The 22,709-nt window shown below is 46.8% G+C and carries 21 protein-coding genes; 13 read left to right on the top strand and 8 right to left on the bottom strand.

Annotation, left to right across the window (positions count from 1 at the left end):
- Nucleotides 1-108 precede the first annotated feature (108 nt).
- The 5 genes from rhuM to B7990_RS04625 all read left to right on the top strand — a co-directional run bounded on the left by rhuM (nucleotide 109) and on the right by B7990_RS04625 (nucleotide 5,319).
- On the top strand, nucleotides 109-1,029 hold the full coding sequence (gene rhuM / locus B7990_RS04645; protein ID WP_088639831.1) for a virulence RhuM family protein: 921 nt from the start codon (nucleotides 109-111) through the stop codon (nucleotides 1,027-1,029).
- Nucleotides 1,030-1,066: 37 nt separating this feature from the next.
- The gene (locus B7990_RS04640) at nucleotides 1,067-1,675 is read left to right on the top strand and encodes a carboxylesterase (RefSeq protein WP_088639949.1); all 609 of its coding nucleotides are present in this window, start codon (nucleotides 1,067-1,069) and stop codon (nucleotides 1,673-1,675) included.
- On the top strand, nucleotides 1,657-2,151 hold the full coding sequence (locus B7990_RS04635; RefSeq protein WP_088639830.1) for a hypothetical protein: 495 nt from the start codon (nucleotides 1,657-1,659) through the stop codon (nucleotides 2,149-2,151). Before B7990_RS04640 ends, B7990_RS04635 begins: the two co-directional genes overlap by 19 nt.
- A 368-nt stretch (nucleotides 2,152-2,519) precedes the next feature.
- The gene (locus B7990_RS04630; RefSeq protein WP_254917322.1) at nucleotides 2,520-3,674 is read left to right on the top strand and encodes a hypothetical protein; all 1,155 of its coding nucleotides are present in this window, start codon (nucleotides 2,520-2,522) and stop codon (nucleotides 3,672-3,674) included.
- A 217-nt stretch (nucleotides 3,675-3,891) separates the two neighbouring features.
- Nucleotides 3,892-5,319: a glycoside hydrolase family 5 protein gene (locus B7990_RS04625; protein ID WP_088639828.1), complete on the top strand. Its 1,428-nt coding sequence runs from the start codon at nucleotides 3,892-3,894 to the stop codon at nucleotides 5,317-5,319.
- 57 nt (nucleotides 5,320-5,376) lie between these two features.
- Here B7990_RS04625 and B7990_RS04620 read toward each other — a convergent pair whose 3' ends face one another.
- Together B7990_RS04620 and B7990_RS04615 are read right to left on the bottom strand one after the other, a co-directional pair.
- The gene (locus tag B7990_RS04620) at nucleotides 5,377-6,648 is read right to left on the bottom strand and encodes a hypothetical protein (RefSeq protein WP_088639827.1); all 1,272 of its coding nucleotides are present in this window, start codon (nucleotides 6,646-6,648) and stop codon (nucleotides 5,377-5,379) included.
- Nucleotides 6,645-8,063, bottom strand: a complete 1,419-nt coding sequence (locus B7990_RS04615; protein ID WP_088639826.1) for a hypothetical protein — start codon at nucleotides 8,061-8,063, stop codon at nucleotides 6,645-6,647. Before B7990_RS04615 ends, B7990_RS04620 begins: the two co-directional genes overlap by 4 nt.
- Nucleotides 8,064-8,192: 129 nt before the next feature.
- Between B7990_RS04615 and B7990_RS04610 the strand changes: the two genes are divergently transcribed.
- Both B7990_RS04610 and B7990_RS04605 read left to right on the top strand, forming a co-directional pair.
- Complete coding sequence (locus tag B7990_RS04610) at nucleotides 8,193-8,948, top strand: hypothetical protein (RefSeq protein ID WP_088639825.1); 756 nt, start codon at nucleotides 8,193-8,195, stop codon at nucleotides 8,946-8,948.
- The gene (locus B7990_RS04605) at nucleotides 8,945-9,769 is read left to right on the top strand and encodes a hypothetical protein (RefSeq protein ID WP_088639824.1); all 825 of its coding nucleotides are present in this window, start codon (nucleotides 8,945-8,947) and stop codon (nucleotides 9,767-9,769) included. The genes B7990_RS04610 and B7990_RS04605 overlap by 4 nt, the downstream gene beginning before the upstream one ends.
- An 88-nt stretch (nucleotides 9,770-9,857) precedes the next feature.
- Here B7990_RS04605 and B7990_RS04600 read toward each other — a convergent pair whose 3' ends face one another.
- The gene (locus tag B7990_RS04600; protein ID WP_088639823.1) at nucleotides 9,858-11,495 is read right to left on the bottom strand and encodes a transporter substrate-binding domain-containing protein; all 1,638 of its coding nucleotides are present in this window, start codon (nucleotides 11,493-11,495) and stop codon (nucleotides 9,858-9,860) included.
- Between the two features lie 46 nt (nucleotides 11,496-11,541).
- Nucleotides 11,542-12,141 carry a TIGR01440 family protein gene (locus tag B7990_RS04595; RefSeq protein ID WP_088639822.1) on the bottom strand — a complete coding sequence of 200 codons (600 nt, stop codon included), beginning with the start codon at nucleotides 12,139-12,141 and terminating at the stop codon, nucleotides 11,542-11,544.
- A 149-nt stretch (nucleotides 12,142-12,290) separates the two neighbouring features.
- Here B7990_RS04595 and B7990_RS04590 point away from each other — a divergent pair, with 149 nt between their 5' ends.
- The gene (locus tag B7990_RS04590) at nucleotides 12,291-13,982 is read left to right on the top strand and encodes a hypothetical protein (protein ID WP_088639821.1); all 1,692 of its coding nucleotides are present in this window, start codon (nucleotides 12,291-12,293) and stop codon (nucleotides 13,980-13,982) included.
- Here the strand turns inward: B7990_RS04590 and lgt are convergent.
- Genes lgt through orn form a run of 3 tightly spaced genes read right to left on the bottom strand, consistent with a single transcriptional unit; the run spans nucleotide 13,969 to nucleotide 16,750 of the window.
- Nucleotides 13,969-14,835 (bottom strand): prolipoprotein diacylglyceryl transferase, encoded by an 867-nt coding sequence (gene lgt / locus B7990_RS04585; RefSeq protein WP_088639820.1) that lies wholly within the window; start codon nucleotides 14,833-14,835, stop codon nucleotides 13,969-13,971. The genes B7990_RS04590 and lgt overlap by 14 nt on opposite strands.
- Before the next feature lie 33 nt (nucleotides 14,836-14,868).
- Nucleotides 14,869-16,206: a penicillin-binding transpeptidase domain-containing protein gene (locus tag B7990_RS04580; RefSeq protein WP_088639819.1), complete on the bottom strand. Its 1,338-nt coding sequence runs from the start codon at nucleotides 16,204-16,206 to the stop codon at nucleotides 14,869-14,871.
- 4 nt (nucleotides 16,207-16,210) lie between these two features.
- Entirely contained in the window at nucleotides 16,211-16,750 is a 540-nt protein-coding gene (gene orn, locus B7990_RS04575; protein ID WP_088639818.1) for an oligoribonuclease, read from the bottom strand.
- Nucleotides 16,751-17,064: 314 nt separating this feature from the next.
- Between orn and fabF the strand changes: the two genes are divergently transcribed.
- The 5 genes from fabF to B7990_RS15080 all read left to right on the top strand — a co-directional run bounded on the left by fabF (nucleotide 17,065) and on the right by B7990_RS15080 (nucleotide 21,650).
- Nucleotides 17,065-18,309, top strand: a complete 1,245-nt coding sequence (gene fabF / locus B7990_RS04570) for a beta-ketoacyl-ACP synthase II (RefSeq protein WP_088639817.1) — start codon at nucleotides 17,065-17,067, stop codon at nucleotides 18,307-18,309.
- On the top strand, nucleotides 18,309-19,292 hold the full coding sequence (locus tag B7990_RS04565; protein WP_088639816.1) for a hypothetical protein: 984 nt from the start codon (nucleotides 18,309-18,311) through the stop codon (nucleotides 19,290-19,292). The genes fabF and B7990_RS04565 overlap by 1 nt, the downstream gene beginning before the upstream one ends.
- 20 nt (nucleotides 19,293-19,312) lie before the next feature.
- The gene (locus B7990_RS04560; RefSeq protein WP_088639815.1) at nucleotides 19,313-20,719 is read left to right on the top strand and encodes a sodium-dependent transporter; all 1,407 of its coding nucleotides are present in this window, start codon (nucleotides 19,313-19,315) and stop codon (nucleotides 20,717-20,719) included.
- Nucleotides 20,720-20,911: 192 nt separating this feature from the next.
- Nucleotides 20,912-21,250 (top strand): hypothetical protein, encoded by a 339-nt coding sequence (locus B7990_RS15085; RefSeq protein ID WP_254917321.1) that lies wholly within the window; start codon nucleotides 20,912-20,914, stop codon nucleotides 21,248-21,250.
- Complete coding sequence (locus B7990_RS15080; protein ID WP_254917320.1) at nucleotides 21,240-21,650, top strand: hypothetical protein; 411 nt, start codon at nucleotides 21,240-21,242, stop codon at nucleotides 21,648-21,650. The genes B7990_RS15085 and B7990_RS15080 overlap by 11 nt, the downstream gene beginning before the upstream one ends.
- A 61-nt stretch (nucleotides 21,651-21,711) precedes the next feature.
- On the opposite strand, the gene B7990_RS04550 is transcribed toward B7990_RS15080, so the two are convergent.
- Nucleotides 21,712-22,662 (bottom strand): hypothetical protein, encoded by a 951-nt coding sequence (locus tag B7990_RS04550; protein WP_088639814.1) that lies wholly within the window; start codon nucleotides 22,660-22,662, stop codon nucleotides 21,712-21,714.
- Between the last annotated feature and the right edge of the window lie 47 nt (nucleotides 22,663-22,709).

Genomic DNA, 22,709 nt, shown 5'->3' with positions numbered 1-22,709 from the left:
TTTTTTTGCGAGAATTACAATATGTCATAATATGACATTGTAAATGTCTATATTAATTCTTGAATAAATTTATGCCGCCTTTTTTGCTTGTAGGTGGCTGGAGGTTTTATGAATAAGAACAATTTTTCGTTAATTGACAAGAAAAATAATAACGGTGAGAAAGACGAAATTATTGTTTATCAGCCGGAGGGCGGTGAATTTCACATTGAAGTTCGCGTAGAAAACGAAACCGTATGGTTAAATCGCCAACAAATGTCAATTCTTTTTGAACGAGATGTCAAGACGATTGGCAAACACATCGGAAATGCATTGAAGGAAGAATGTCAAAACGCAGTTGTCGCAAAATTTGCGACAACTGCGGATGATGGGAAAATTTACCAAGTTGAGCATTATGATTTAGATGTCATATTGTCAGTGGGGTATCGAGTCAAATCTGCTAATGGAATCAATTTCCGTCGATGGGCGAACCAAGTTCTTAAAGAGCATTTGCTCAAGGGATATAGCGTTAATCAACGATTGATTTCTCAAGAAAATAAAATTGAGAATCTAGACTCTCGTGTCGTTAACCTTGAAAAACAGGTGGACTTCTTTGTCAAAGCAAATATTCCTCCTAGTGAAGGCGTTATACCTGCTAATGCACGTTGGAGTGGTTATGAATTTGCGGTGCAGTTAGTTCGCTCCGCGAAAAAAGAAATTATAATTATCGATCCGTTTGCTAATGATACATCGCTTTCGCTTGTTGCAAAACGAGTTGCTGGTGTCAATGCCGTCATTTACTCCGCTCGAATTACGCGTATGATGAAGGATGAAGTTGACCGTATAAATCGCCAGTTTCCAACTGTTGAATTGCGGACAATGCGTGAAGTTCATGACAGATTTATCATTGTAGACGAAACTGTATATCATGTTGGGGCGTCAATTATGGATTTAGGCTGTAAAATGACGGCGTTTTCGGTACTGAACCTTGTGACCAAGGAACAGTTGCTAGGTTTGGTAAAGTCAATCCCTATCTCTAGCCGTTTGGTGTAGATTTTTGTATTTTCTAGGCGAAAAAAGCGAAAAAGAAATGGAAAAGCTCGTTATTTACATTCATGGGAAAGGCGGCAATGCCGACGAGGCCAATCATTACAAGCTCCTTTTCCCGGATTATGATGTCATCGGTTTTGATTACAAGTCGGAAACCCCATGGGTTGCCAAGCAGGAATTCTCTGCCTATTTTGATTCGGTTGCTGCAAATTACGACGAAGTCGTGCTTATCGCGAATAGCATTGGTGCGTTCTTTTCAATGAACGCTTTTGGTGAAAAACGCATCAAGCAGGCGCTCTTCATTTCGCCGATGGTGAACTTGGAAAAGCTCATTTGCAATATGATGCAATGGGCTAACGTCTCCGAAGATGAACTCCGCGAAAAAGGTGAAATCGCGACGAACTTTGGCGAGACGCTTTCTTGGAAATACCTTTGCTACGTGCGAGATAATCCCATCCAATGGAATATCCCGACGCATATTTTGTACGGCTCCAATGACAATTTGACCGACCTCGAAACGATGCAAGACTTTGCTCAAAAAGTGGGTGCATCGCTTACGATTATGCAAGGCGGCGAACATTGGTTCCATACCGACGATCAGATGCAATTTTTAGACAGGTGGATTGAAAAATGTCAGAACAAACATTAACTCGCGAAACCTTAATTGAATTTTTCGGTGAACAAGAATTTGAAAAACTTTGCCGCCACGAGGCGGGCCACGCTCTAATCGCATTCCTGTTCAAGCGCCAGATTGATTACGTCAGAATCAACAATTCCAAGGAAAAACCGAGCGCGACGCGCATGCCCGGGAGCTCGCTCGATGGTGCTGCCCACATTGCCATTGCGGGACACATGTCGGACTTTTTAATCCGAAAAAATTTCGCTTGCGACCTCGATACCGTCATGAAGAAACTTCCGATGGAACTTTACAGGAGCGATCCCGATTACCAAAGCTTTCAGGCGGCCTGCTATTACTACCAACTTGCCGAAACAAGCGTTGTCGAACAAGTTTACAACCTTATGATGGCATGCCAAAAGTCGCTTACCGCAATCGCCGCCGCCCTCAACGAAAAGACGAATTTGAGTGGTGCCGACCTCGCCACCATAATGAATGGTAATAAGTAATGTCATAATGACGAAGTGCTATACGTCATGTTGAGTGGCGAATAGCCGCGAAACATCCAGTTAATTTCTGCAATCGCATTACAAGAATTTACTGGATCCTTCGCTGTTGCTCAGGATGACGAAATGCAGTATGTCATTCCCAATTTGTCATCCTCGGAGCTGTCATTCCCGACTTGATCGGGAATCTCCTTTTTGTACATTAATTTACTTATTGTTATAAAATTTCCATAAGGCTATGTTTTTATATTGTTATTATGCATAGCCTTTGTAAATTCCTTTTCTTCGTCCTTACCGCATGTATTTTGCTCTCTTGCGAACAGGAACGTGATAATGTTTCTGCAGATTTTATTCCTGGAAAACCGCGACCTATGCAAGAATCTTTAGCGCTTGCGGATTCTATGGTTGTTTATAACGCGCAGGGCTTGGCCTACACAACGAATAGCTTGAAGGAAATCAAAAAATTTGCCAAGGCTGCAGTGCTTGATGAAGAATATGTTGAATATGATAGAAGTCTCAGATATGTTTCTGAAGATGAAGCGAATTTATCTGTTAGCTTATTTCAAAAAGGGAAACTGATTGATTATTTGTTCTACTATGAAAATCCTTATTCTGGGGATACTGTGTTTGATGGCGTTGTATATTCGTTACAAGGTAGCGGCAGAATGAAAAAAATGGATCCTATTTATGCGTTTTTCAAGGAACGAAAAATTTCTACAGAGGGTGAAACGGCGGAATTCAATACCCGCCCGAATCTACCCGTGTTGAATGTGGATATATACGTTGATACATTCGAACTTAAAGAAGAGAAATTTCTTGGTGATACGATGCCGCCAAGGGAATTTGAAACGGGCCTTATTCAAAGTGTAAAGAAACCTTGTGGCTGGCGGCTTGAACGAGCTCTCAAACGATATTATAAAGAGGGCTTTAATCTTTCTGTTGATGCTACGATTACATTTGGCGATAGCGGTCGCGTTACGAATGTTTCGATGGATACGGAACATTCTGAGTATAAAGATTTCTTGGAAGAAGTCAAGTCTATTTTGTATTGTGCTTGGATGCCGCCAACGGTGCAAACTCGTCTTATGGATCCGCTTCCTTGTATGTATTTCTCTGATAATTTGCCTCCGGAATTACAATCACGGAATATTTGGAGTTATGTCGCTGCACAAGAAATTGTCAAGTCAGAAAAGGTCCATCTTTCGTTTTCTAGAGAATATTTCCGATTGGAATGTAAGGGAGAGGGAAGTGAAAAAGATTCTGTTGAGATTGCCGGTTATTCTGGCATTATCAAAGAACATTGTGATGAAATCCGATTTACGAAGGACTTGGCTACGGGTGGAATTAATTATTTGGAATGTATAAAAGGGGTGGCTAAAAGAGATCCGCAGTTCCCTAAAATGCCTGTTAAACCAGCGCAATCATTTGAGCTGTTTGATCGATATCATGCTATGTACGTCAAAGAAGACCTTTCTTTAAATCAAGTCGTGAAGCTTAAAATTCCGGCCTGCTTTGTGAAAGAATAATTCTCTTAAAATGGGATAGAAATTCCCACTTAAACAGGTGTTGCCCCATAGCTCAGAGCGTAGCGACCCCATAGCCCATACCTGTTTGACAAATCGTCAACACTTTTAACGGCAAAACTTGGGCTTTTGCTGAGCATAGATGTATATTTAGGTTTGGTGTATGGTCTTTCGTTGTTTGGGGATAAAACGCGAATGGCATAGAACCAAAGGATTAACTATGTTGAAACAGCACATTCGCGTTGCTGCTCTTTGCAGCGCGTTCTCTTTTGCATTGGCGTCAAATTCCTTCGCGGCTGATTTGCCGACGGCAAACGAAATGTTTGCCAAGATGGGCTTTGGCATAAACATCGGGAACACGATGGAAGTTCCTCAGAATCCGACGTGGTGGGGCAATAAGTTCCCGACCGAGGCGTACATTGATTCGGTCAAGGCGGCGGGCTTTAGCACGATTCGCATTCCGTGCGCGTGGTACAGCCATTCGAATGCCTTGTCTCGCGATTCTAGCAGGGCAGACATTGTTCCGGGCGGTGGCCCGAACGAAATTGCGTCTAGTTGGATGGATTCGGTGCAGACGGTCGTGGACATGTGCATGCGCGCAGGCCTCGTGACGATTCTGAACATCCATTGGGACAATGGCTGGCTCGAAGGGAATTTGAACGATTCAGAAAAGGACAAGGTGAACGCCCGCCAGAAGGATTTCTGGACGCAAATCGCAAACCGCTTCAAGAACTACAACGAAAACTTGCTTTTCGCAAGCGCAAACGAGCCTGCCACAACTGACGCAAATTACAAGCACGAAACCGAAATCTTGATGACGTACCACCAGACGTTTGTGGATGCGGTGCGTGCGACGGGTGGCAATAATGCTAGCCGTACGCTGGTGATTCAGGGACCTTCGACGAGTGTGGACCGCAGTTGCGAAGTGATGCCTGTGAGTAAGCTCCCGAAAGATGTTATTGCCGACCGCCTGATGGTCGAAGTGCATTTCTATGACCCTTATACCTACACGCTGTTGAATGACGTTGTTGATTGGGGCGCGCAGGTTTACCCGCAGTACTACTGGGGCGACGACCTCGCGACTGGTGCGGATATTGTGCATAACTGCGGCTACAATGCCTGGGCAGGTGCCATGGGCGACAAGTGTACCAGTGCCCAGATTCAGGACCAGTTCGGCAAGATGAAGACAAATTTTGTCGATAAGGGTGTGCCTGTGATTATCGGCGAGTTCGGTGCGAATGACCGCGTGGGGGTGTTGACCGGCGACAATTATGCGAAACACCGCAAGGGCCGCCTCGCTTATTACGATGCTGTTATGAAACTAGCAAAACAAAACAAGGTGGTGCCGATTGCTTGGGATACCGGTCACGAAGGCGAAAACAACATGACTATTATCCGTCGCCAGACAGAACCGGATGGCTCCGTGTTCGATATGGAAATCTTGAACATTATGCGTCACGCTTATGGCCTTGCGGATTACGTGAACAACGGCATTACGCATGTGGAAAACTTCAAGACCGATGATGGAACGATTTCCATTTTCAAGCGCAATCGCCCGGCACAGTCCCGCAGCCTACGCACCTCCCGCACTTACGATTTGCTTGGCAAGCAGAACCCGCAGGCGAGAGTCGTGAAAGTCAAGAAATAAGTCATCCCTAACTTCATACGCAAAGGCGGAGTTCAACTCCGCCTTTGCTCGTCTAAACTAAAAGCCGATGCTTGCTTGAACCATGTAAATTCGGTTCTCGTCCTGGCCGGTGTAGTAGCCGCGTTCTTCGCCCCAGGTGGCCGCTTCGATCGAGAAGAATCGTAACACCTCAAGCCCGACACCCGCAGAAGGGTAACCGCCTCTAAAGCCACCTGCGAGTCGCAGCACGATAAAGCGGAATTCGTTGTTGAGTCCTGGAATTGCGGCTAGTGTCTGTTCGAACTCAAAACCAAAATTCAAGTGGGTAAAGAACTTGTAGTTTCGGTCATTGTTGAACATGTCGGCAAAATCTAGAGCTACATTGAATTTACGGCCATATCCCGTATTGCTGTTCATGAATCGGGGGCTGTAGTTGACGCCCATCGTGAAATTCGGGATTAGGGTTTCTCCAGCGAGAGATTTTAAATAGATGTCGCGTAGCGATGCGCCGAATCGCACTTCACGATTGAACTGGTAGAGTACGCCCAAATCCAGGCCTATTGAGAATGTCTTGGAATCGAAGAAGTCGTCTGTCGCGTCACCAAGCTGGTCCTTAAGTGTATCGACGATGGAACTGTAATTTGCAAGACCTACAGTTACCATGTTTGTCTTATGGCGTTTGACAATCTTTGCGCCTGCACCTACGGATAGTGCGTTCGGAATGATTTCATAGGCGCCGCCCATTTGCGCAACGGCATCGATCACGAATGTATCTACAACCACGTAGGGGAGGATAAGTCCTGCATCAATGTAAGGCGCTACGCTTCCGTTCATCCAGAATGCCGCACCGAAGTTATGGAACGCCAGTTCTGCATCGAACTTGACCCTTGCTTCCATTGTTTTATGGTCGTAAGAGCTGATGGTCTTGACGTATTTGGGATTCTTGACAAGGGAATCGAGGATTGCGCTTGTTTTGCTGGTTATTTGAGGGTGGTCCTTGGTTATGGCGTTAGCTTCGTTTTGGGCGTCACGGAACAAGTCCTGGACTTCTTTCACATCGTTGTATGTCGAAAGGAACTTGAAAATATCGCCGGCACCGCCGAAGGTCAGGCGCATATCGCCAATCCAGTTACGTGGATAGTACCCTTGTTCTGGGCGCTTGTCGTAATTACCGAGCCTGTTGATTTGGCTCAATCCGGCATAGTTGTAATGAATAGCTTCCTTGTCATCTACGACGGCAACATGGGCTCCGCCCATAGATTCTGCACGGAGAGAAAAGTGTGTCGGTGATTTTGCTAAAGCGACTGACCAAGTAAGAGCGAGAACTGCAAATAAGGTTAATTTATTCATTTTGCGCTTCTCCCTTCGAACCACTTGATGAATTGCTCTTCCGTATAGTTATCCCAGCATCCACCAACCATTTCCTGTCTGTCTTTCAACTTATATTTGATATTGTTTATGTCAGTGTCTTTGCGAATCAGTTCTTTTTTGGCAATTAAGGAATCTCGTTTGGCCTGCTCGTCTTCTTTCATGTTTTCAGGGAATCTTCCGTCTGAAGTAAAATTGAAGCTTATTTTATTTGTGAATTTCAAACGGTGATTCTTTTTCTCATCGCGATCATTGGGGTCTCGATAAATGAATTGCCATTCGTCTAAATCATCTTGAGTCGTCTTTCCATCCATATCAATATCGATGGTGTTGTACTTTTCAAGGACGCTGAGGGAATCGATCTGTGCCTTTGTCAGGTCGTAGGTTGTCGGGTCCTGGCCGATAGACTTGACCTCTTCGATGTTGGTCGGTCTCTTCTTGACGAGGACAATTGAACGGCTGTCGCGGGCGTCTTCGTCGATTTCTCCATCGCCATCGTTGTCGTAATTGTCAATGACTTCTTCGTCAACGCAGCCATCGCCGTCATCGTCTATTGCGTTTCCGAACTTAAAGAAAACATCGTTGCGGTCTTTTTCAATTGTCTGTGCTCGGTCATTCATCTGGATGACTGAGTTTGCAAGTCCGACGGTTACGTCTGCATAGTCTTCTTCGTCAAAGAACTGGCGTGTGGAGTCTGGCAGATATGCCTTGATGATTTCTGCTGCACTTTCTGGGGAGGACTTGATCGCTTCAGCTGCTGATGCCATGTCGTTAAGGAACGGCTTGAGGCTGTCGCCGAGATCGTTCAATGCGTCCAGGTTCATCATCATGCCTGCATTGTCGGCAGAGACAATTGATGAAAGCTGAGTCTGTACGGACCTTATACGAAGGGCCGCTTTGGTAAGCTGGAGGATTGTATAGCTGTCGGCAATGTCGCTAAACCGAATCTTCTTGTCGGTCTTGTCGGTTGTATCTCGGTCGATGAACTTGTTGACGAAGATCAGGACGGAATCGATCCCTCTTGAAATTGAATCCGCCTTTTCGTTAGACATGTCGAGAAAGCCGTTGGAACTCTTGCCGTCTTTTTCGGTCTTTTGGGCGTAGGAGGCGAGTTCGAATACGTCTATGCCTTCCTGCATTTTAAGAACGGTTTTGCTAAGACCGATCCAGGCTTCCGAATAGCCGGAGTCAGCCTGTATGGCTTTGTTGAAAAATTTGCGGGCCGCATCGAAGTTTGATTTTTGAAATTCTATGTAGCCGTCGTGAGTCAGGGCTGCTGCGTCGTCGTTATCAGCGTCACGGCTTCCCGTGGGGTGGAACAGGTTGCATCCTGCGACTCCCAAAGACAATGCGATTGCTACAGACCACATCCATTTACTTTGCGAAATTTTTCTCATGTTGCCGATCCTGAAAACTATTTCATACTCTAGGTTATAAAATAACATCATTCTAACCAAAATGAATATTTTGCTTTTTTTTAAGAGCTTTTTTTACGGTAATCTCGTAAAAAAATATATTTGCGCTCGATGAATGCTTATAAAGAGTATTTTCCGACGAAAGCCTACCGCATTGCGGAGATGCGTCTGTCTGCCTTGCTTCGGACAGAACGGGATCGTCTTGATGAAATTGCCGCTGCTTTGGGGCGTGAATCTGCTATTGGTCCTGATAACTTGCGGGAACAGTTGCCTGAAATACTCAAGTTTACAGAAGCCTATCATACGGCATACGATCAGTATCTTAAAGCGGTCCTTGTGCAACAGCCGCGCCCTATTCAATGCAGACCCGCCTGCGGAAACTGCTGCCACCATTACCCGATGTCGGTGGAGCCGTTCGAATTGATTTTCATGTACAGCGAACTGCGCAAGCGGGACGACCTCCTGTCGTTGATGGAAGCCTGCCAGATGCGCTCGGACAAGTTTGAATCTTTGTTCGAAATGCGCAAGGATGAGGGCCTTTCTGAAGACGATGCCGAAGACAGGGCTTTGCACGATTACTTTGCCTGGTGGCGTTCTTGTCCGTTCTCGAACGGGGTGGGGGACTGTACGGTCTATCCGCTTCGAACGGTCTCCTGCCGTATGTACTTTAGCGAGACAGACCCGAAGTACTGCACTCCAGACATGCTTCAGACGGAAAAGAACGATAGCTATATAGTTTATATGCCAGATGTTGTTGAAGATGCCGTCTATGGAATCTCGGAGCATTATGCAGCGTTGGATTTGCCTGAGAGTTTTTTTGGCGGTCTTTTGGCGCTGAACGGCTATGAAGGAGTGCTTGGCGCGTGAATCCGTTTGCTGAAAACGAGAAAGAACCGCTAGCATTTGACGGACAGCTTGACTTGTTCGGTTTTGTTGCGAGTAATAAGGAGCCTGAAACGAAGGCCCCATCGCCGGACTGCTCCCAAAACGGACTCGTGCATTTCAAGTACAATCCGCTGATGAAAAAGAGCATCCGTTGCAAGGGCGGGTTCCTCTTTGGGCACCCGGAAGTCTTACTGCCTGCGTACATGAAAGCACCCGAATTTGCTGCGGCCCGTGAACTTGCTGCGGAATGGGCCGAGCATGCCGTACGCCGAAAAACGCAAAAGAACAAGGCCGTTATAAAGGATTTGGTAAACCGCTTTTGGCAAACGGTGGACCAGATTTTTACAGATAAAGGTGAAACCCCTCTTGCAAGTAAGGGCCGGTTGCCGCCGATTCGCCCGCAGGGGGTGCATCATAACTTGACGGATGTGCTTGCGGCTATCAATAACACGTATTTTGATGGTTCGCTTACTTGCCGCATTACCTGGAGCAATCGCGTGGGAGGACTCAGTTTCCATTCTATTCGCAAGGACCCGGTGACAGGCGAAAGTTTCCATCTGATCAGCATTAGCCGTGGTTACGATGCTGCTAATTGCCCATTGTACGCCATTGCAGGTGTCGTCTACCACGAGTGCCTGCATATCGTCATTCCTGTCGAAGAACGGGGAGGACGCCGCATTGTACATGGCCGAGAGTTCCGCCAGCGCGAAAAACGCTATATCTATTATGATGAATGGATCAAGTGGCACAAGGAAGTCCTGCCACGAAATATCCGCGCCATGAGGCTCCACAAGGCTTTGTAGCAATTCGGAATGCGGAATGTGAAATTCGGAGTTTAAATAATCGCGGCGAAGCCGCCAAATTAAATAATTCCTACTTCCTAACTCTGAATTAATTAAAAATGTCCTGAATCTTCTGGAAGAATCGGCTCAATGCACCTGTGGAGTCGCCGATTCGTTCTATGGCATGTTGCGGCGTATGGACGACAATTACGGATTCGTTCTTGTCGTAGGGAATCGAAAAGTCGATAGAATTGCTGCGCTCTTCGGTAATGCTTATAGCCGCGATGCAAAGGTCCGTCTTTTCGTTGACAAGGGAAGGGATAAGTACATCGAAATTCATATCTGCAAATTTGATGTTCTTGTTCAGCATCTTGCCGATCGTGTACATGATGTCAATGTCAATGCCGGAAAGCTCGCCCCACTGGTAAAATTCGTAAGGCGCGTAAAGCGCTTCCGTACCGACAACAAGCGTGTCGCTTCCAATCCAGTCTTGCTGGATTACTCGAACAGCAGATTTGTTCTTTGACCATTTATCCTTGATTTTCTGTATTTCGCCTTTTTTCTGCAAGACCTTAATGCATGAATCAATGCTTGCCTTAAGCGGACTGTTCTTGCTCATGGCGATGCCAAATTCATCCTTGTTCAGTCGATCCTTTAGAATGGAAAAATCGGAATGATGCTTGAGTATGATTTCTGCAACGGAATAATCCACGGCGATGCCGTCTAGGTTCCTCTGCTCCAGAGCCTTGGTCATTTCGGGAATGTTCGTAAAGTACTGGATGCGTGGAAGCTTGATGAGCTGCTGAACTTGTTCGTCGAGAGTCGTTCCTGTCTGGACGCCGACAAATTTACCGGACAAGTCTGCAAGCTTGTAGATTTCGTCAGGTTTCTTGGGTTCGAGATAGGTCATCTGCGGAACCTTGCTTAATGTCGCTTCTTTGGTGAAGTCGTTTTGGCGGATGGCAAAAGCCGTTTTCCCGATGTAATAGGGCTTTGAAAAGTCGATTTCGTTTTGAAGCTTCTTTGTCGGTGTGAATGCCGAAATGATGAGATCGGCTTCGTTGTTCTTGAGCTTGGATACAAGCTTGTTTCGGTCAGTCTTGATAAGAGAGGTCTTGACGTTCAGTTTTTCTTCGAGAAGCTTCACGATATCGATGTCGAGGCCGATAATTTGGTTTTCGCTTGTAAAGGAAAATGGAGGAACATCGGCTGATGTCGCAATCCTTAAAACCTGATCGGAATTGCTTTCCTTGGTGCTGATGAGCGGGTTTGTCTTTAATTTTTCATGCCAGTGCTCGTTGAGTTCGCTTAATGTGCCTGCTGCGTTTAAGCTGTCGATGAGTCTGTTGATAATCCCTTTTAAATCAGGGATGGTGCTGTGCTTGTTCATGCCGATGACGATTTCCTCGGACATGCCGACGTCGTTTTCGATAAAGGTTAGCCCACTCATGCTGTCGTTAAATGTGTGGGTGATGATAATGTCGTTGTAGGCTAAAACATCTATATCGCCGACCTGGAGTGCAAAGTATGCTGTGATCAGGTCAGGATACTGCTTGATTTGGGCGTTTGGAAATTGATTGATTACAGCCTCTTGTGTGCTTGAATTTTCTTCGACACCGATCGTGTACTTTGAGGAATTGCCTTTCGAGGCTAATGTAAGCGGTTCTTGTGAGAAACCTTTACAGCCGGTACAAATTGCTAAGAATACACCAAAAACAACGAAGAGTATTGCAAATCGTCTATCCATATACGGTAAATGTAAGAAATTAAAATGAAAAAGCAAAAAAAAATTGCTAAAACTCCGGATACCCGTCCTTGAGCGCTTCATTGTAGTGGGCGCGTTCGCCGCCGATGAACTTGGGGCGGGTGCGGGCGGCAATGATAATCGCCTTGCCGATGTGGTTCTGCTTTAAGCGCACGGGGACAGCGACTTCGCGGAGGTGCATACCGATAAGGGTCCCGCCGATATCGATACCTGCGTTTGCCTTGATGTGTTCAAGTGCTACGGGAGCCTTGAAGCTTGCGTAGCAAGCTGTAGCGAAGGAACCGCCGGCTTTGGGCTGTGGCACGACATTCACGATTTCTGCATTCGGGACTGCTTCATGTTCGATGATGATTGCGCGGTTCAAGTGCTCACAGCACTGGGCTGCGATGTAGATGCCGTTTGCACCGAAGACGCTTTGGAGTCCGTCGTAAATGGCCTTGCCGACTTCCGGTACGGAGTGGCTGCCGACTTGGTTGCCTAAGGTTTCGCTTGTGCTACAGCCGACAACGACGATGTCGCCTTTTGTGAGGTGTGCCGCTTCAACAAGTTCTGCTGCAACTTTCATGGCATCAGACTTGATTTGCTCAACAAGATTTTTGTCGTCAATTTCGTAAGTGATTCCTGCCATTGTAAAACTCCTGCTAAAAGCTTGTCTAAAGATAATTTTTTTTGAGTTTTTGTGCAGAAATAACGTAATTTGGAGGAAAAAAATGGGAAAATTTTTCCAAAAATCACGATAGCAATGTATATTATAAATAAGAATCATATTGGGTTTTTATGAGCGGCGAAACAGACAATTCTTCGAGCGTTATTGGACTCGACCGAAAGAGAATTAAGGAATTCTTTTTGCGCAAGCTTCCTGAGATGAAGGAAGCTGTTATTGATGCTATTATTGAGATATTGCCAAGTGTTCCGCACTATCAAGAGGAAAACGACCATTTCACATTTAGAATCATCATGGGTAACGGTAATCCGCCAATGGGCTGGAACCGGCGTATCTATGAATTTTCTGGTGATGCTCTTGAAAATCTTTTTAAGGAACGCGTCAAAGCGTGTCTGAAAGACGTCATTCATTTTTGCAAAAGTGGCTGTGATTTGATTATCCAGCAAATGCCTGCCCGTGAAAAAGCGGAGGCTTCCATTCAGGTTGGGGTTTTCCAGTCGGACATTGGAAATGCCGGGGAAACGGAACGAGCGCTTCTTGAAAAAGGTTTTTTGCTGATTGAATGTGTCAACCGTTCCAAGATTTGTATAAATTCACATACGTCGTCGGGCGTTAGCGATCATTTGCTTATCCGCTTCGACCTGGATGAAAACGAGTTCTCCGATAATTTGGAAGATCGGGATTTCGAGTCTTACCCGAATGGATTCTGGGCCGGGCTTTTCTCGCAAATCAAGAGGGATGTCCACGGTACGATTTGCCTGTTTGTCGATCCGTCCTGGAATGGTAATGACGACGAAAATTTTGATGCCGGTAAGATCGTCTTTGACGACTATAAGGAGATGCAGATTAAGCCGGATTCCATGCTAGATTCGCAGACGTTCCGTGATCTGTATGAGCAGAATTTTATCCGTAAGATGTTCATTTCGATGCTCAATTACGATGGCATTACGGTGATTGACACGAACGGTTGTGTGCGTGCGTTCCATTGCTTTGTCTCCATCCATCGCGGTAAGTTTACGTCGGGTGGCGCAAGGCACCGTGCCTATAGGGCCCTTGCTAATTTGTTCAAGGACAACGAATGCTACAAGGCGCTTTACTTCCAGTCGCAAGAAGGCAATGTCCGTTTCTATTATAAGTTCCGCGTCTCTCCGATGTTTGATTCGACGGTGATGGATAAGTGCGATGCCGCTGAAGTCAGTGAAATTGCATCGAAAAATGCAGAGCATGTTGATGGTCGGACGGCTTCGCTTGCGTCTGCGGTGAATGCCGGGGTTCAAGAATCTTCTGCTGTGGAAGATTCTTCGCCGTTGTCGGATTATCTGAATCGCTTACGCGATGCGCATCTGGGAATTGACAACTTCTACAATGAACCGAAGCCTGCTGAAGACCTGTTTAATGCAACGCAAGAAATGACGGATAAATCCTGGAGTGAAGTAAATGTGGGTCGCGTGGTCAACGTGCCGCTGATTTGCCTGATTGGAAACTCCTACGGTTATTCGACGAATGCGGAACCGTTCCTCAAAAATTTCCTTGAGGCGATTCCTCTGTCGGTCTGGAAATCCTACATGAGCAAGAAGTGCTTCGAAGATTCTTCACTTTCGGCAACGCTTGGCAGCAAGAATCAGGAAAGCCAGTGGATGAAACTCATGAATGAAGCTGCTGCCGACGATGGCAAGGCCGAAAAGTATGTGACCGACGAACTGGCGGCTCATATCAAGGCCGTTTATAAGAAAGTCTGCAAGCTGTTTGCCCAGAAGTTCGAGGAAGAACGAAACCTCTGGGAAAATCTGTTTAAGGGTTATTAGCTTTTTTCTCTCGATAGAACAAATAGATCATCCATGCAAGACCTGCGATGATCATTATCGAGCAAAGCGTCTGGCCGCGGCTCATGCCAAAGAGGTCTACGCGTCCGAGGTGGGCGTCTGGCTTGCGGAAGAATTCGATGAAAAAGCGGAATAGGCCGTATCCCATCAAATAGAGGCATGGCATCTTGTCGTGAAGCTTTGGAATCTTGCGCAGATTGTACATGAGCGCAAAGAGGATGATGCCTTCGAAAAGCATTTCGTAAAGCTGGCTTGGATGGTGAAGGATCGGGTTTGCAAGAGTGCTGTCGTGAGCTAGCGGGAACCACATGCCGATGGAACTCGTAGTTGCTTCGCCAAAAAGTTCACCGTTGATGAAATTGCCATAACGTCCCCAGGTATATGCAAGCGGTGCAGCCAGGAAGGCGAGGTTGAATGTCTTCCAGATGTCGAGGTTGTTTCGCTTTGCTCCGATGTACATGAACAGGAGTCCCAGTACGAGACCTCCGTGGTAAGACATTCCTGAAATACCGACAAAATGGTAGCCGAGGTCGTCGTGGATCATGGGGAACAGGATTTCGGATGGGTTCGAAAGGTAGTAGCTAGCCTTGTAAAAGAAGACGTAGCCAAAGCGTGCTCCGAGGAGGATGCCTGCGATGACCCAAGTAAACAGATTGTCGAGCTGGTCCTTGGTGATCCCCATTTTTTCTTTCTGGTTGATTTTCCACATGGTGATGTAGGCGGTCACGAACGCAAAAATGTACATGATGCCGTACCAGCGCACTGGGAAGTTCCCAAGTTGGAATGCGGTTCCATCAAAATAAGTCGGTATTAAGTTCCACCAAGATAATTCCATAATAAGCCTTTTTCTTTTGTGTTTAAATCTAAATTATTTTTTGGGATTGATGTTCTGGTGCGCCCAGTAATTGATGACTGTTGCGGCTACCTGAGTTGCCGGTTGTGAACGGATTTCCTTGTGCATCTGCATCACGATAACGACGATGGACTTGCTCGGATCGGCTTTGGATTCGGCAAAACCCATGAACCAGTCGTAACGGCCTACGGGGTCTGTGCCATCGAGAGAGCCGGTTTTTCCGCCGAGGCGGAGCGCTTCGAAGTTCTTGCGCGCCATGTTCTTTGTGGACATGTGCTTGTGGGCTGTCCCTTGCGTCACGGAGCGGAGCATCGATTCGCGAAGTCCGTAATACGTGTTTTCGCTGAACTTTCCGATATCGAGTGCAAGTGGCTTTTGCGGGGCGAATGGCGACATGTCCCGTGCCCACGGAATTTCAAGAGGTTTCTTGGTGAGGACTGCACGGACTTGCGCTGCGGCGAGAAGCGGCGTGAGCGTGGTCGAGGTCGTAAAGCCGCAAGCGACTTCGGCAAGACCGTAGCCCGTGTCCGGGGCTGTGTAGCTTGATGCATTGGGGGCGTTTCCGGGGAAGCGCTTGTTGTAGCCAAGCTTTGCGGCTGCGGCATTGAGCCTTCTGGCACCGACGTTTTTACCGACGATGGCCATTGGCGGGTTTGCGGAGCGGGCGAATGCTTCGGAAAGTTCCATCGTGGGTCCGTTGTATTTTTCAGGGACGCGAAGTTGGTTTAGGTAAAGCGTGTGGTGGCGCCCGATCATCGGGATTGGCGTGTTAAGCGAATAGCGGTTGCTTTCCATGGCGGCGGCAATCGTCACGAGCTTTGCAAGCGATGCGGCGGGGAAGGTGGCGCGTCCGATGTAGTCGGGTTTATTCTGTACCTTTCCGTCACGGCGCTCGCCCCAGGCGATGATTTCGTTTGTCCTTGTGTTTACGACGAGGATGACGCCCAGGTCCGGGTGATAGCGGCGCAGAAGAATGTCGATTTTGTCGGCGAGGAATGGATCCTTTTGCGATTTAATGTGGGCCGTGTCGCGGACGCTCTCCGTGCTTTCGCTTGTGGCATTGGCTGCATTTACAGCGGGGGCGTTGTCGAAGTCTTCATCTTCGATGCCTTTCAGGGCGGCAAGTCCGTTCGGGTTTTCGGTAACGACTGAATCAAAGGCATTCGTGTCTGCAAATGCGGCGGCTTCGGCGATCGAATCTACAGCGGTTGCTACAGAATGCTCGGTAGTTGCATTCGCAGATTCGGGATCGTCATTTGAGGAACAGTGGACAATGGCTACAATAATCGAAACGAGGACGGTAATCGCAATGCAGCGGTTGCGCATTCTCTGGGCGTAGGGGAGTCTTTCCATGAGATTACTTGAAGATGGTCTTTCTATAGTAGGCAAGTTCTGCGATGCTTTCGCGGATATCGTTTAAAGCTTCGTGTCGCTTTTCTTTTTGAAAATCTTCGAGGTTCGGATACCAGCGGTAAGAGAGTTCCTTGATGGAACTCACGTCGATATTCCTGTAGCAGAGCCATTCCGAAATTTCGGGCATGTACTTGTACAAAAAACGCCTGTCCTGCGTGATGGAGTTTCCGCAGAGGAGGTTCTTTGTTTTTTCGGTAAAAGGCTTGATGAATCGGAGCGTTTCCTGTTCGGCGTCCTTGAGGGAATATTGCGAACGTCGGCAACGGTCTACGAGACCGCTCTGGTTGTGGTGCCTTGTATTCCACTCGTCCATGCTTTCGAAAACGTTTTCGGGCTGGTGGATGGCGATAACGGGTCCTTCGGCGAGAATGTTCAAGTTGGCGTCGGTAACAATGGTCGCAATTTCGAGAATGACATCTTTTTCTGGATGTAGACCAGACATTTCCAGGTCCATCCAAACTAAATTTCGAGAACTCTTTGGCATGTGAAAAAAATAGTAAATAGTAATTTAGGTAAATCGGCTATGGGGTCGCTCGTAAACTCGCTCTGGGCTCACTCCGTTTTGAGCGATTGCTCATAGCCCACACCAAGCATTCTCTTCCTACTGTCTACTGCCTACTTCCTACTAATCTTGTGTAAGTATTATGTATCTAAAATAAAAGAAAATGCTATATATATGGATAAATTCTTCCAAAACTATAAAAAACTTTGCTAAAATGTAATTTTTTGTTACAAATTGTCTTTTTCTTACCGCACTTACGAAAATATTACCGTTTTTTTTGTTATATTTGGCGCATTATGGAAAATGTTGTTATTACAGGTATGGGCTGCGTTTCCTCTCTTGGAAACTCCCCCGAATTATTGTGGCAGAACTTGCTCCAGGGCAAGTCTGGCATCGCTCCCATTCAGCGCTTCGACGCTTCTGCTTACACTTCTCGCATGGCTAGCGAAATCCGTGAGTTTGACGCTTCGGAGATTTACAGCACCAGAGACCAGTCTAGGTTCTCCCGCTGCATCCAGTATGCCGTTTACTCGGCATTCCAGGCCTTGAAGATGGCTGGCATTGCTCCGGAAAACGAAAATCCGGAACGCTGCGGTGCTATCATTGGTAGCAGTATCGGTGGTTTGCAGTATTGCTATGATGCCGCTGTTGCTCTCAGCAATCGTGGCCCGTCCCGCGTTTCCCCGTTCTATATTCCGATGGCCATCGTGAATATGCCGGCTGGTGAAGTTTGCAACAAGACTGGCTGGATGGGTCCGTCCTACACGGTCACTTCCGCTTGCGCAACTTCCAACCACTCCATCGCCAATGCCTATGACATGATTCGTCTCGGCCGCTGCGATGTGATGCTCGCTGGTGGTGCCGACGAAACGGTGAACCCGCTCAGCCTCGCTGGCTTTACCAGCATGAAGGCCGTCAGCAAGCGCAACGACGCTCCGGAACAGGCTTCCCGCCCGTTCGACAAGGACCGCGATGGTTTCGTGATCGGTGAAGGTGCTGCTGTCCTCGTGCTCGAAAGCGAATCTCACGCTAAGGCTCGTGGTGCAAAGATTCTCGCCCGTATCGCCGGTGTCGGTGCAAGCTCTGACGCTCACCACATCTCCGCTCCGCGTCCGGATGGCAAGGGTGTGATGCTCGCAATGGCTAACGCCATCAAGGAAGCTGGCATCGAAGCTAAGGATATTAGCTATATTAACACTCACGGTACATCCACACCGCTCGGTGACATTGCTGAATGCTCTGCCATCGAAACGCTCTTCAAGCAGTCTTCTGCATCGGCTCTCGACAACCTCAAGGTCAACTCGACGAAGTCCATGCTTGGTCACTGCTTGGGTGCCGCTGGTGCTCTCGAATCCGTCGTGACCATCATGTCTGTTATGAACCAGAAGATTCATGGTACACTCAACGTGTTCGAACAGGATCCAGCTATTCACCTTGATGTCTGCGCAAATGGCGCTGTCAACCAGAAGATTGACTACGCTATGAGCAACGGCTTTGGCTTCGGAGGCCAAAATGGAGTTATCATTTTTGCGAGGAATTAATGCGTAAGGCCAACAGTTCTGCTATTGGCTCTTTCGCTTCTCGTAAAATAAACGCTAAAATCTGTGCGTTTTTGCTTTTGCTGTCGCTGGTGTTCCCGGCGGCAGCTTTGTCGTCTCCGGGGGATCCGCTCACGTGGCGTGATTCTACCTGGGATTACCGAAGTGAAGATCCCACAAATATCGATCCCGAAATCAAGCCTTTGCGTCTTGCGGGGGTCGCCTCTTTGACGTTGCTTGCTTATGGCGCTGCCTATGGTTTCGTTTTAAAGAAAGGCTGGTGGGATAGCGAAGAACGCGGCTTTCATTTCCAGAATGATTTTGACTATGCCTTGAATCTGGACAAGATTGGGCATTTTGCCGCAGGTGTTGCCATTGGCGAACTCTTTTACGAGGGATACCGCTGGGCGGGGGCTAGTGAGTTTCAGTCTTACTTGTATGGAGGTTTGACCGCTCTTGCGACCCATATAGCGATTGACATCAAAGATGGCTTTGCTCCCTATTGGGGCTTTAGTATTTTTGATGTGCTTTCGGGCGGTCTTGGCGGCTTTCTGCCGATGGCGGAGCGCTATGTCCCTGTATTCAAGTATATTGATTTAAAATGGAGCTATTGGATTAATTCCGACGCTTATTACAATCAGCCTCATCAGGCGTCTGGCGGTATTTTTACCGATGACTATGTGAATCACACGTACTGGCTCTCGTTGAAGCCGTACAGGATGTTGCCTGAAGCGGCCCGTAAGTATTATCCGAGCTGGCTTGCGATTGCGGTTGGGTTGAGCATCGATGACCGGGTGTTTAAAAATGAACCTCATCCGCATCGTGAAGTTTATATCGCCCTTGATTATGACCTGGAAGCGTTCCGTCCGCAGAGCAGGCTCGCCCGTACGATTATCAAGGCGTTGAACTACTTTAAGCTCCCGGCGCCGACGATTCAGGTGTATCCGGAGTTCCATTGGTACTTGCTGTACCCGATCAAGTTTTAAATTTGTGTATGAGGTAAAAGATGACAGAAAGAGAGAATTTTAAATCTCGCTTAGGCTTTATTCTGATTGCTGCCGGTTGCGCGATTGGGCTTGGAAACGTTTGGCGTTTCCCGTTTATCACGGGGCAATATGGCGGTGCCGCTTTTGTTCTGATTTATCTCTTCTTTCTCTTGATTTTCGGTTTCCCGATTCTCGTGATGGAATTTGCGGTCGGGCGCTCGTCCAAGCGTGGCGTGGGTCGTTCCTTTGCCATCCTTGAAAAGCCTGGGCACAAGTGGCATTATGCGGGTATCCCGATGATTGCCGGTAACTACCTCCTCATGATGTTTTATACGACGGTGACGGGGTGGATGCTCTACTACTTCTATCGCATGGTGACTATGGGCGATCTTATGAACATGTCGCCTGCTGAAGTTGGTGCGGAATTTACGAATATGCTTGGGAATGGCCCGCTGCTCTCGTTCTGGATGGTGGTCGCGACTTTTGCGGGGCTTTCGATTGTGGCGCTTGGACTCCAGCGCGGCGTGGAACGCATCACGAAGACGATGATGTCTGCGCTCCTTATCATTATGCTCATCTTGATGGTTCGTGTGCTCACGCTCCCGGGAGCAGGCGAAGGCCTCAGGTTCTATTTGCTGCCGGATTTCGCAAAACTCAAGGAAGCGGGAATTGGCGAAGTTGTTTTTGCGGCTCTTGGCCAGTCGTTCTTTACGCTGAGCCTTGGCATTGGTTCCATGAGCATTTTCGGTAGCTATATCAAGAAAAAGCATTCGCTCTTGACCGAAGCTGCCCATATTTGTGTGCTCGATACGGGTGTCGCCTTGATTGCAGGGCTTATCATCATTCCGTCTTGCTTTGCTTTTGGACTCAAGCCGGATGCTGGTCCGGGGCTTATTTTTGCAACGCTTCCGAACGTGTTTGCGCAGATGCCAGCAGGCCGTATTTGCGGTGCGGCGTTCTTCCTCTTTATGTCTTTTGCGGCTCTTTCGACGCTTGTTGCCGTGTTCGAAAACATTGTCGCTTACTGGATGGATGTGCGCAATGTGGAACGCAAGAAGGCGGTGAAGTGGAACTTTGTCGCAATTACGATTTTGTCGCTCCCGTGTGCGCTTGGCTTTAATGTGCTTTCGGGCTTTGAACCGTTTGGCCCTGGCAGCTGCGTTTTGGATTTGGAAGACTTCCTCGTTTCGAATACACTTTTGCCGCTGGGTTCGCTTATTTTTGTGTTGTTCTGCAACTCCCGCTATGGTTGGGGACAGTTCAAGTTCATTGCCGAAGCAAATTTGGGCGTTGGCATGAAGTTCCCGAAGTTGAAGATTTTGCACCTCTACTTTAAGTGGGGCCTGCCGATTATCATTTCCGTGATTTTCGTGCTCGGTTATATGCAGAAATTCGCCCCGAGCTTGTACAACAAGATATTTGAATAATTAGTGGTTAGGAAAAAGCTATTCTCGTGTCCATTGTTATGCCGGTCTCTGTGCCGGCTTTACTTTTTTTTACAGTTCATCTTGTCATATTGCTTTTGGTCGGGATGTTTATAAGAACATCACTTTTTGTACAAAGTTTTGTATAGATTAAAGACGGTTCGTTGTTGAATTGCGTTTATCAAGGGCTGTGATATGTTTCGCGTTTTTGGACTAGTTCTGTTGCTTGCTGCTTTTGCTTTCGCTCAAGACGAAAGTGTTAACGAATATGATCGTTGGATGCAGGCGAAAGCGCACCGCGATAGCATCAAGCAAGCGGAAATGATTCAGAAAAATTCGGTCCCGTTCGATTTCTTAGTCGGGATGACGATGAATTTGGGCTTTAAAGTTATCAATAACGAAACGCAGTTGAACCGTTACGAAAAGGTGGAACGGATTGTCTTTTTTGAGGGTGCTTTTTTTTCAAGCTGGAGCGTCTGTTCAATGGCCCTTGCTGAAATATCATTTGGCGGTAAGGCTTGGCGTGCTGTTTGAATATGCACCGCTGTATTTGTCGGAGCCATTATACATTGAAGATGGTAATGGGGAATACAAGCGTGTCTCTGATGGTGGCTTGTCGCAGGGGCGGATTGCGTTCCCGATTCTTTTTGCGGTCAAGCCGCGGTCTAGCTTTGTGTCGTTCGAATTTGGTTCCCAGATCTCCATACCGCTTTTTGATAAGCTGGAGTTAGATGGTGCACACGATAAGGAACTGGACTCGTCTATGGAATTTAGCATGCTTTTGGGCGTGGGCTTCCGTGTCAATGAACGAATCTTTTTAGACTTGCTTTTGGATGCCAAGTTCTATCACAAGTTCAATGAAAAATTTGCAGACGGTTTGGCCGATTGGTCTTCGGTTGCTATCAAGGCTGGCGTGACGTTTAATCCGCTCTAAATATATCACAAGATTTTTAAATCTGTGGCGGAGCGGTTTGAGTATGTCTTGTGTGTAAATGTTATTTACAATTAGATGGCTTGATTGCGTCGTAGCAGGCTCTATTGCGAAAACTAGATAAAGAATCGGAGTCATCGTATTCAAATTTAGTGGTTATGTTCAACGTATCCGTACGATGGTATTGGTCTGTGTACACTAACTTCCAAGAAATAGTCGTATCTTGGAATGATTTAAGAGTGCCATTGAAAAATTGGAGTCTCTTGTCGTCAAGTTGTTCGGGAAGAGACTTTCTATAGATAAGAGAATAATGTGAACTCATAGTGTACTGATCACGAGAACCTTGAACAGAGCACATCTCTTGATCGGAATCATTCCTATCAATGTATGCATCATACCCTAATATCTCATCTTTTCGATTTTTCCATGAAAATCCCGAAAGACCAATAACCTCAAGATTGTAATTGGATCTAAATTCAAAAATTTGAGAGCACCGCTTGCCGGATAGCTTGGAAAGTGCTTTTGCTACGGCATCTCTATTGAGTTTAGGGATTTCTGCAATTGGAGTGTAGTGGACTAGTGCATTTTTTCCAAAGTTTATATCTATATAAGTTGTATCGTAAATGATTTTTTTGTGACTGGAGCGTTTTTTAAACTTATCCCCAAATATTTCAAGACGAATATCATCCCTTACGCCAAATGAGTAGTTATGCCGTTCGATATGATTGCAGGAAAAAGTCGATTTACCAATCTTACAGTCTGACGTATCCCAAACTGTCGTATCTTTGTTAAAATTAAGAGCTCGATATCGTGTTAAAGGTTTGTGTATTATTTGCTCGAGGATTGTATCATTTAGAGAAATGAGTTCGAGTTTACTTGCCGAGTTATCGGTTTGAATAGCCGAATTTTCGTTAGTAGTGTCAGTAACGTTTGTTTGGCTGATGACTTTGTAGCTAGTGTATGAAAACAAGATTGCAATGCAAACCAGCCCGAAAAACAACAATTTTATTTTCATTCCAATACTCTGCGAATAAAGTGATGATCCTCAGCCTCAAAATACAA

Origin of the sequence: Fibrobacter sp. UWB4 (assembly GCF_002210345.1) — a bacterium.
Taxonomy (GTDB): domain Bacteria; phylum Fibrobacterota; class Fibrobacteria; order Fibrobacterales; family Fibrobacteraceae; genus Fibrobacter.
The sequence above is the reverse complement of the archived record's forward strand: the minus strand, read 5'-3'. Positions and strand labels throughout refer to the sequence as shown.

Excerpts from the sequence above, each read along its gene's own strand:
- rhuM (WP_088639831.1), top strand. The coding sequence starts at position 109 with ATGAATAAGAACAATTTTTCGTTAATTGACAAGAAAAATAATAACGGT.
- B7990_RS04640 (WP_088639949.1), top strand. The coding sequence starts at position 1,067 with ATGGAAAAGCTCGTTATTTACATTCATGGGAAAGGCGGCAATGCCGAC.
- B7990_RS04635 (WP_088639830.1), top strand. The coding sequence starts at position 1,657 with ATGTCAGAACAAACATTAACTCGCGAAACCTTAATTGAATTTTTCGGT.
- B7990_RS04630 (WP_254917322.1), top strand. The coding sequence starts at position 2,520 with ATGCAAGAATCTTTAGCGCTTGCGGATTCTATGGTTGTTTATAACGCG.
- B7990_RS04625 (WP_088639828.1), top strand. The coding sequence starts at position 3,892 with ATGTTGAAACAGCACATTCGCGTTGCTGCTCTTTGCAGCGCGTTCTCT.
- B7990_RS04620 (WP_088639827.1), bottom strand. The coding sequence starts at position 6,648 with ATGAATAAATTAACCTTATTTGCAGTTCTCGCTCTTACTTGGTCAGTC.
- B7990_RS04615 (WP_088639826.1), bottom strand. The coding sequence starts at position 8,063 with ATGAGAAAAATTTCGCAAAGTAAATGGATGTGGTCTGTAGCAATCGCA.
- B7990_RS04610 (WP_088639825.1), top strand. The coding sequence starts at position 8,193 with ATGAATGCTTATAAAGAGTATTTTCCGACGAAAGCCTACCGCATTGCG.
- B7990_RS04600 (WP_088639823.1), bottom strand. The coding sequence starts at position 11,495 with ATGGATAGACGATTTGCAATACTCTTCGTTGTTTTTGGTGTATTCTTA.
- B7990_RS04595 (WP_088639822.1), bottom strand. The coding sequence starts at position 12,141 with ATGGCAGGAATCACTTACGAAATTGACGACAAAAATCTTGTTGAGCAA.
- B7990_RS04590 (WP_088639821.1), top strand. The coding sequence starts at position 12,291 with ATGAGCGGCGAAACAGACAATTCTTCGAGCGTTATTGGACTCGACCGA.
- lgt (WP_088639820.1), bottom strand. The coding sequence starts at position 14,835 with ATGGAATTATCTTGGTGGAACTTAATACCGACTTATTTTGATGGAACC.
- B7990_RS04580 (WP_088639819.1), bottom strand. The coding sequence starts at position 16,206 with ATGGAAAGACTCCCCTACGCCCAGAGAATGCGCAACCGCTGCATTGCG.
- orn (WP_088639818.1), bottom strand. The coding sequence starts at position 16,750 with ATGCCAAAGAGTTCTCGAAATTTAGTTTGGATGGACCTGGAAATGTCT.
- fabF (WP_088639817.1), top strand. The coding sequence starts at position 17,065 with ATGGAAAATGTTGTTATTACAGGTATGGGCTGCGTTTCCTCTCTTGGA.
- B7990_RS04565 (WP_088639816.1), top strand. The coding sequence starts at position 18,309 with ATGCGTAAGGCCAACAGTTCTGCTATTGGCTCTTTCGCTTCTCGTAAA.
- B7990_RS04560 (WP_088639815.1), top strand. The coding sequence starts at position 19,313 with ATGACAGAAAGAGAGAATTTTAAATCTCGCTTAGGCTTTATTCTGATT.
- B7990_RS15085 (WP_254917321.1), top strand. The coding sequence starts at position 20,912 with ATGTTTCGCGTTTTTGGACTAGTTCTGTTGCTTGCTGCTTTTGCTTTC.
- B7990_RS04550 (WP_088639814.1), bottom strand. The coding sequence starts at position 22,662 with ATGAAAATAAAATTGTTGTTTTTCGGGCTGGTTTGCATTGCAATCTTG.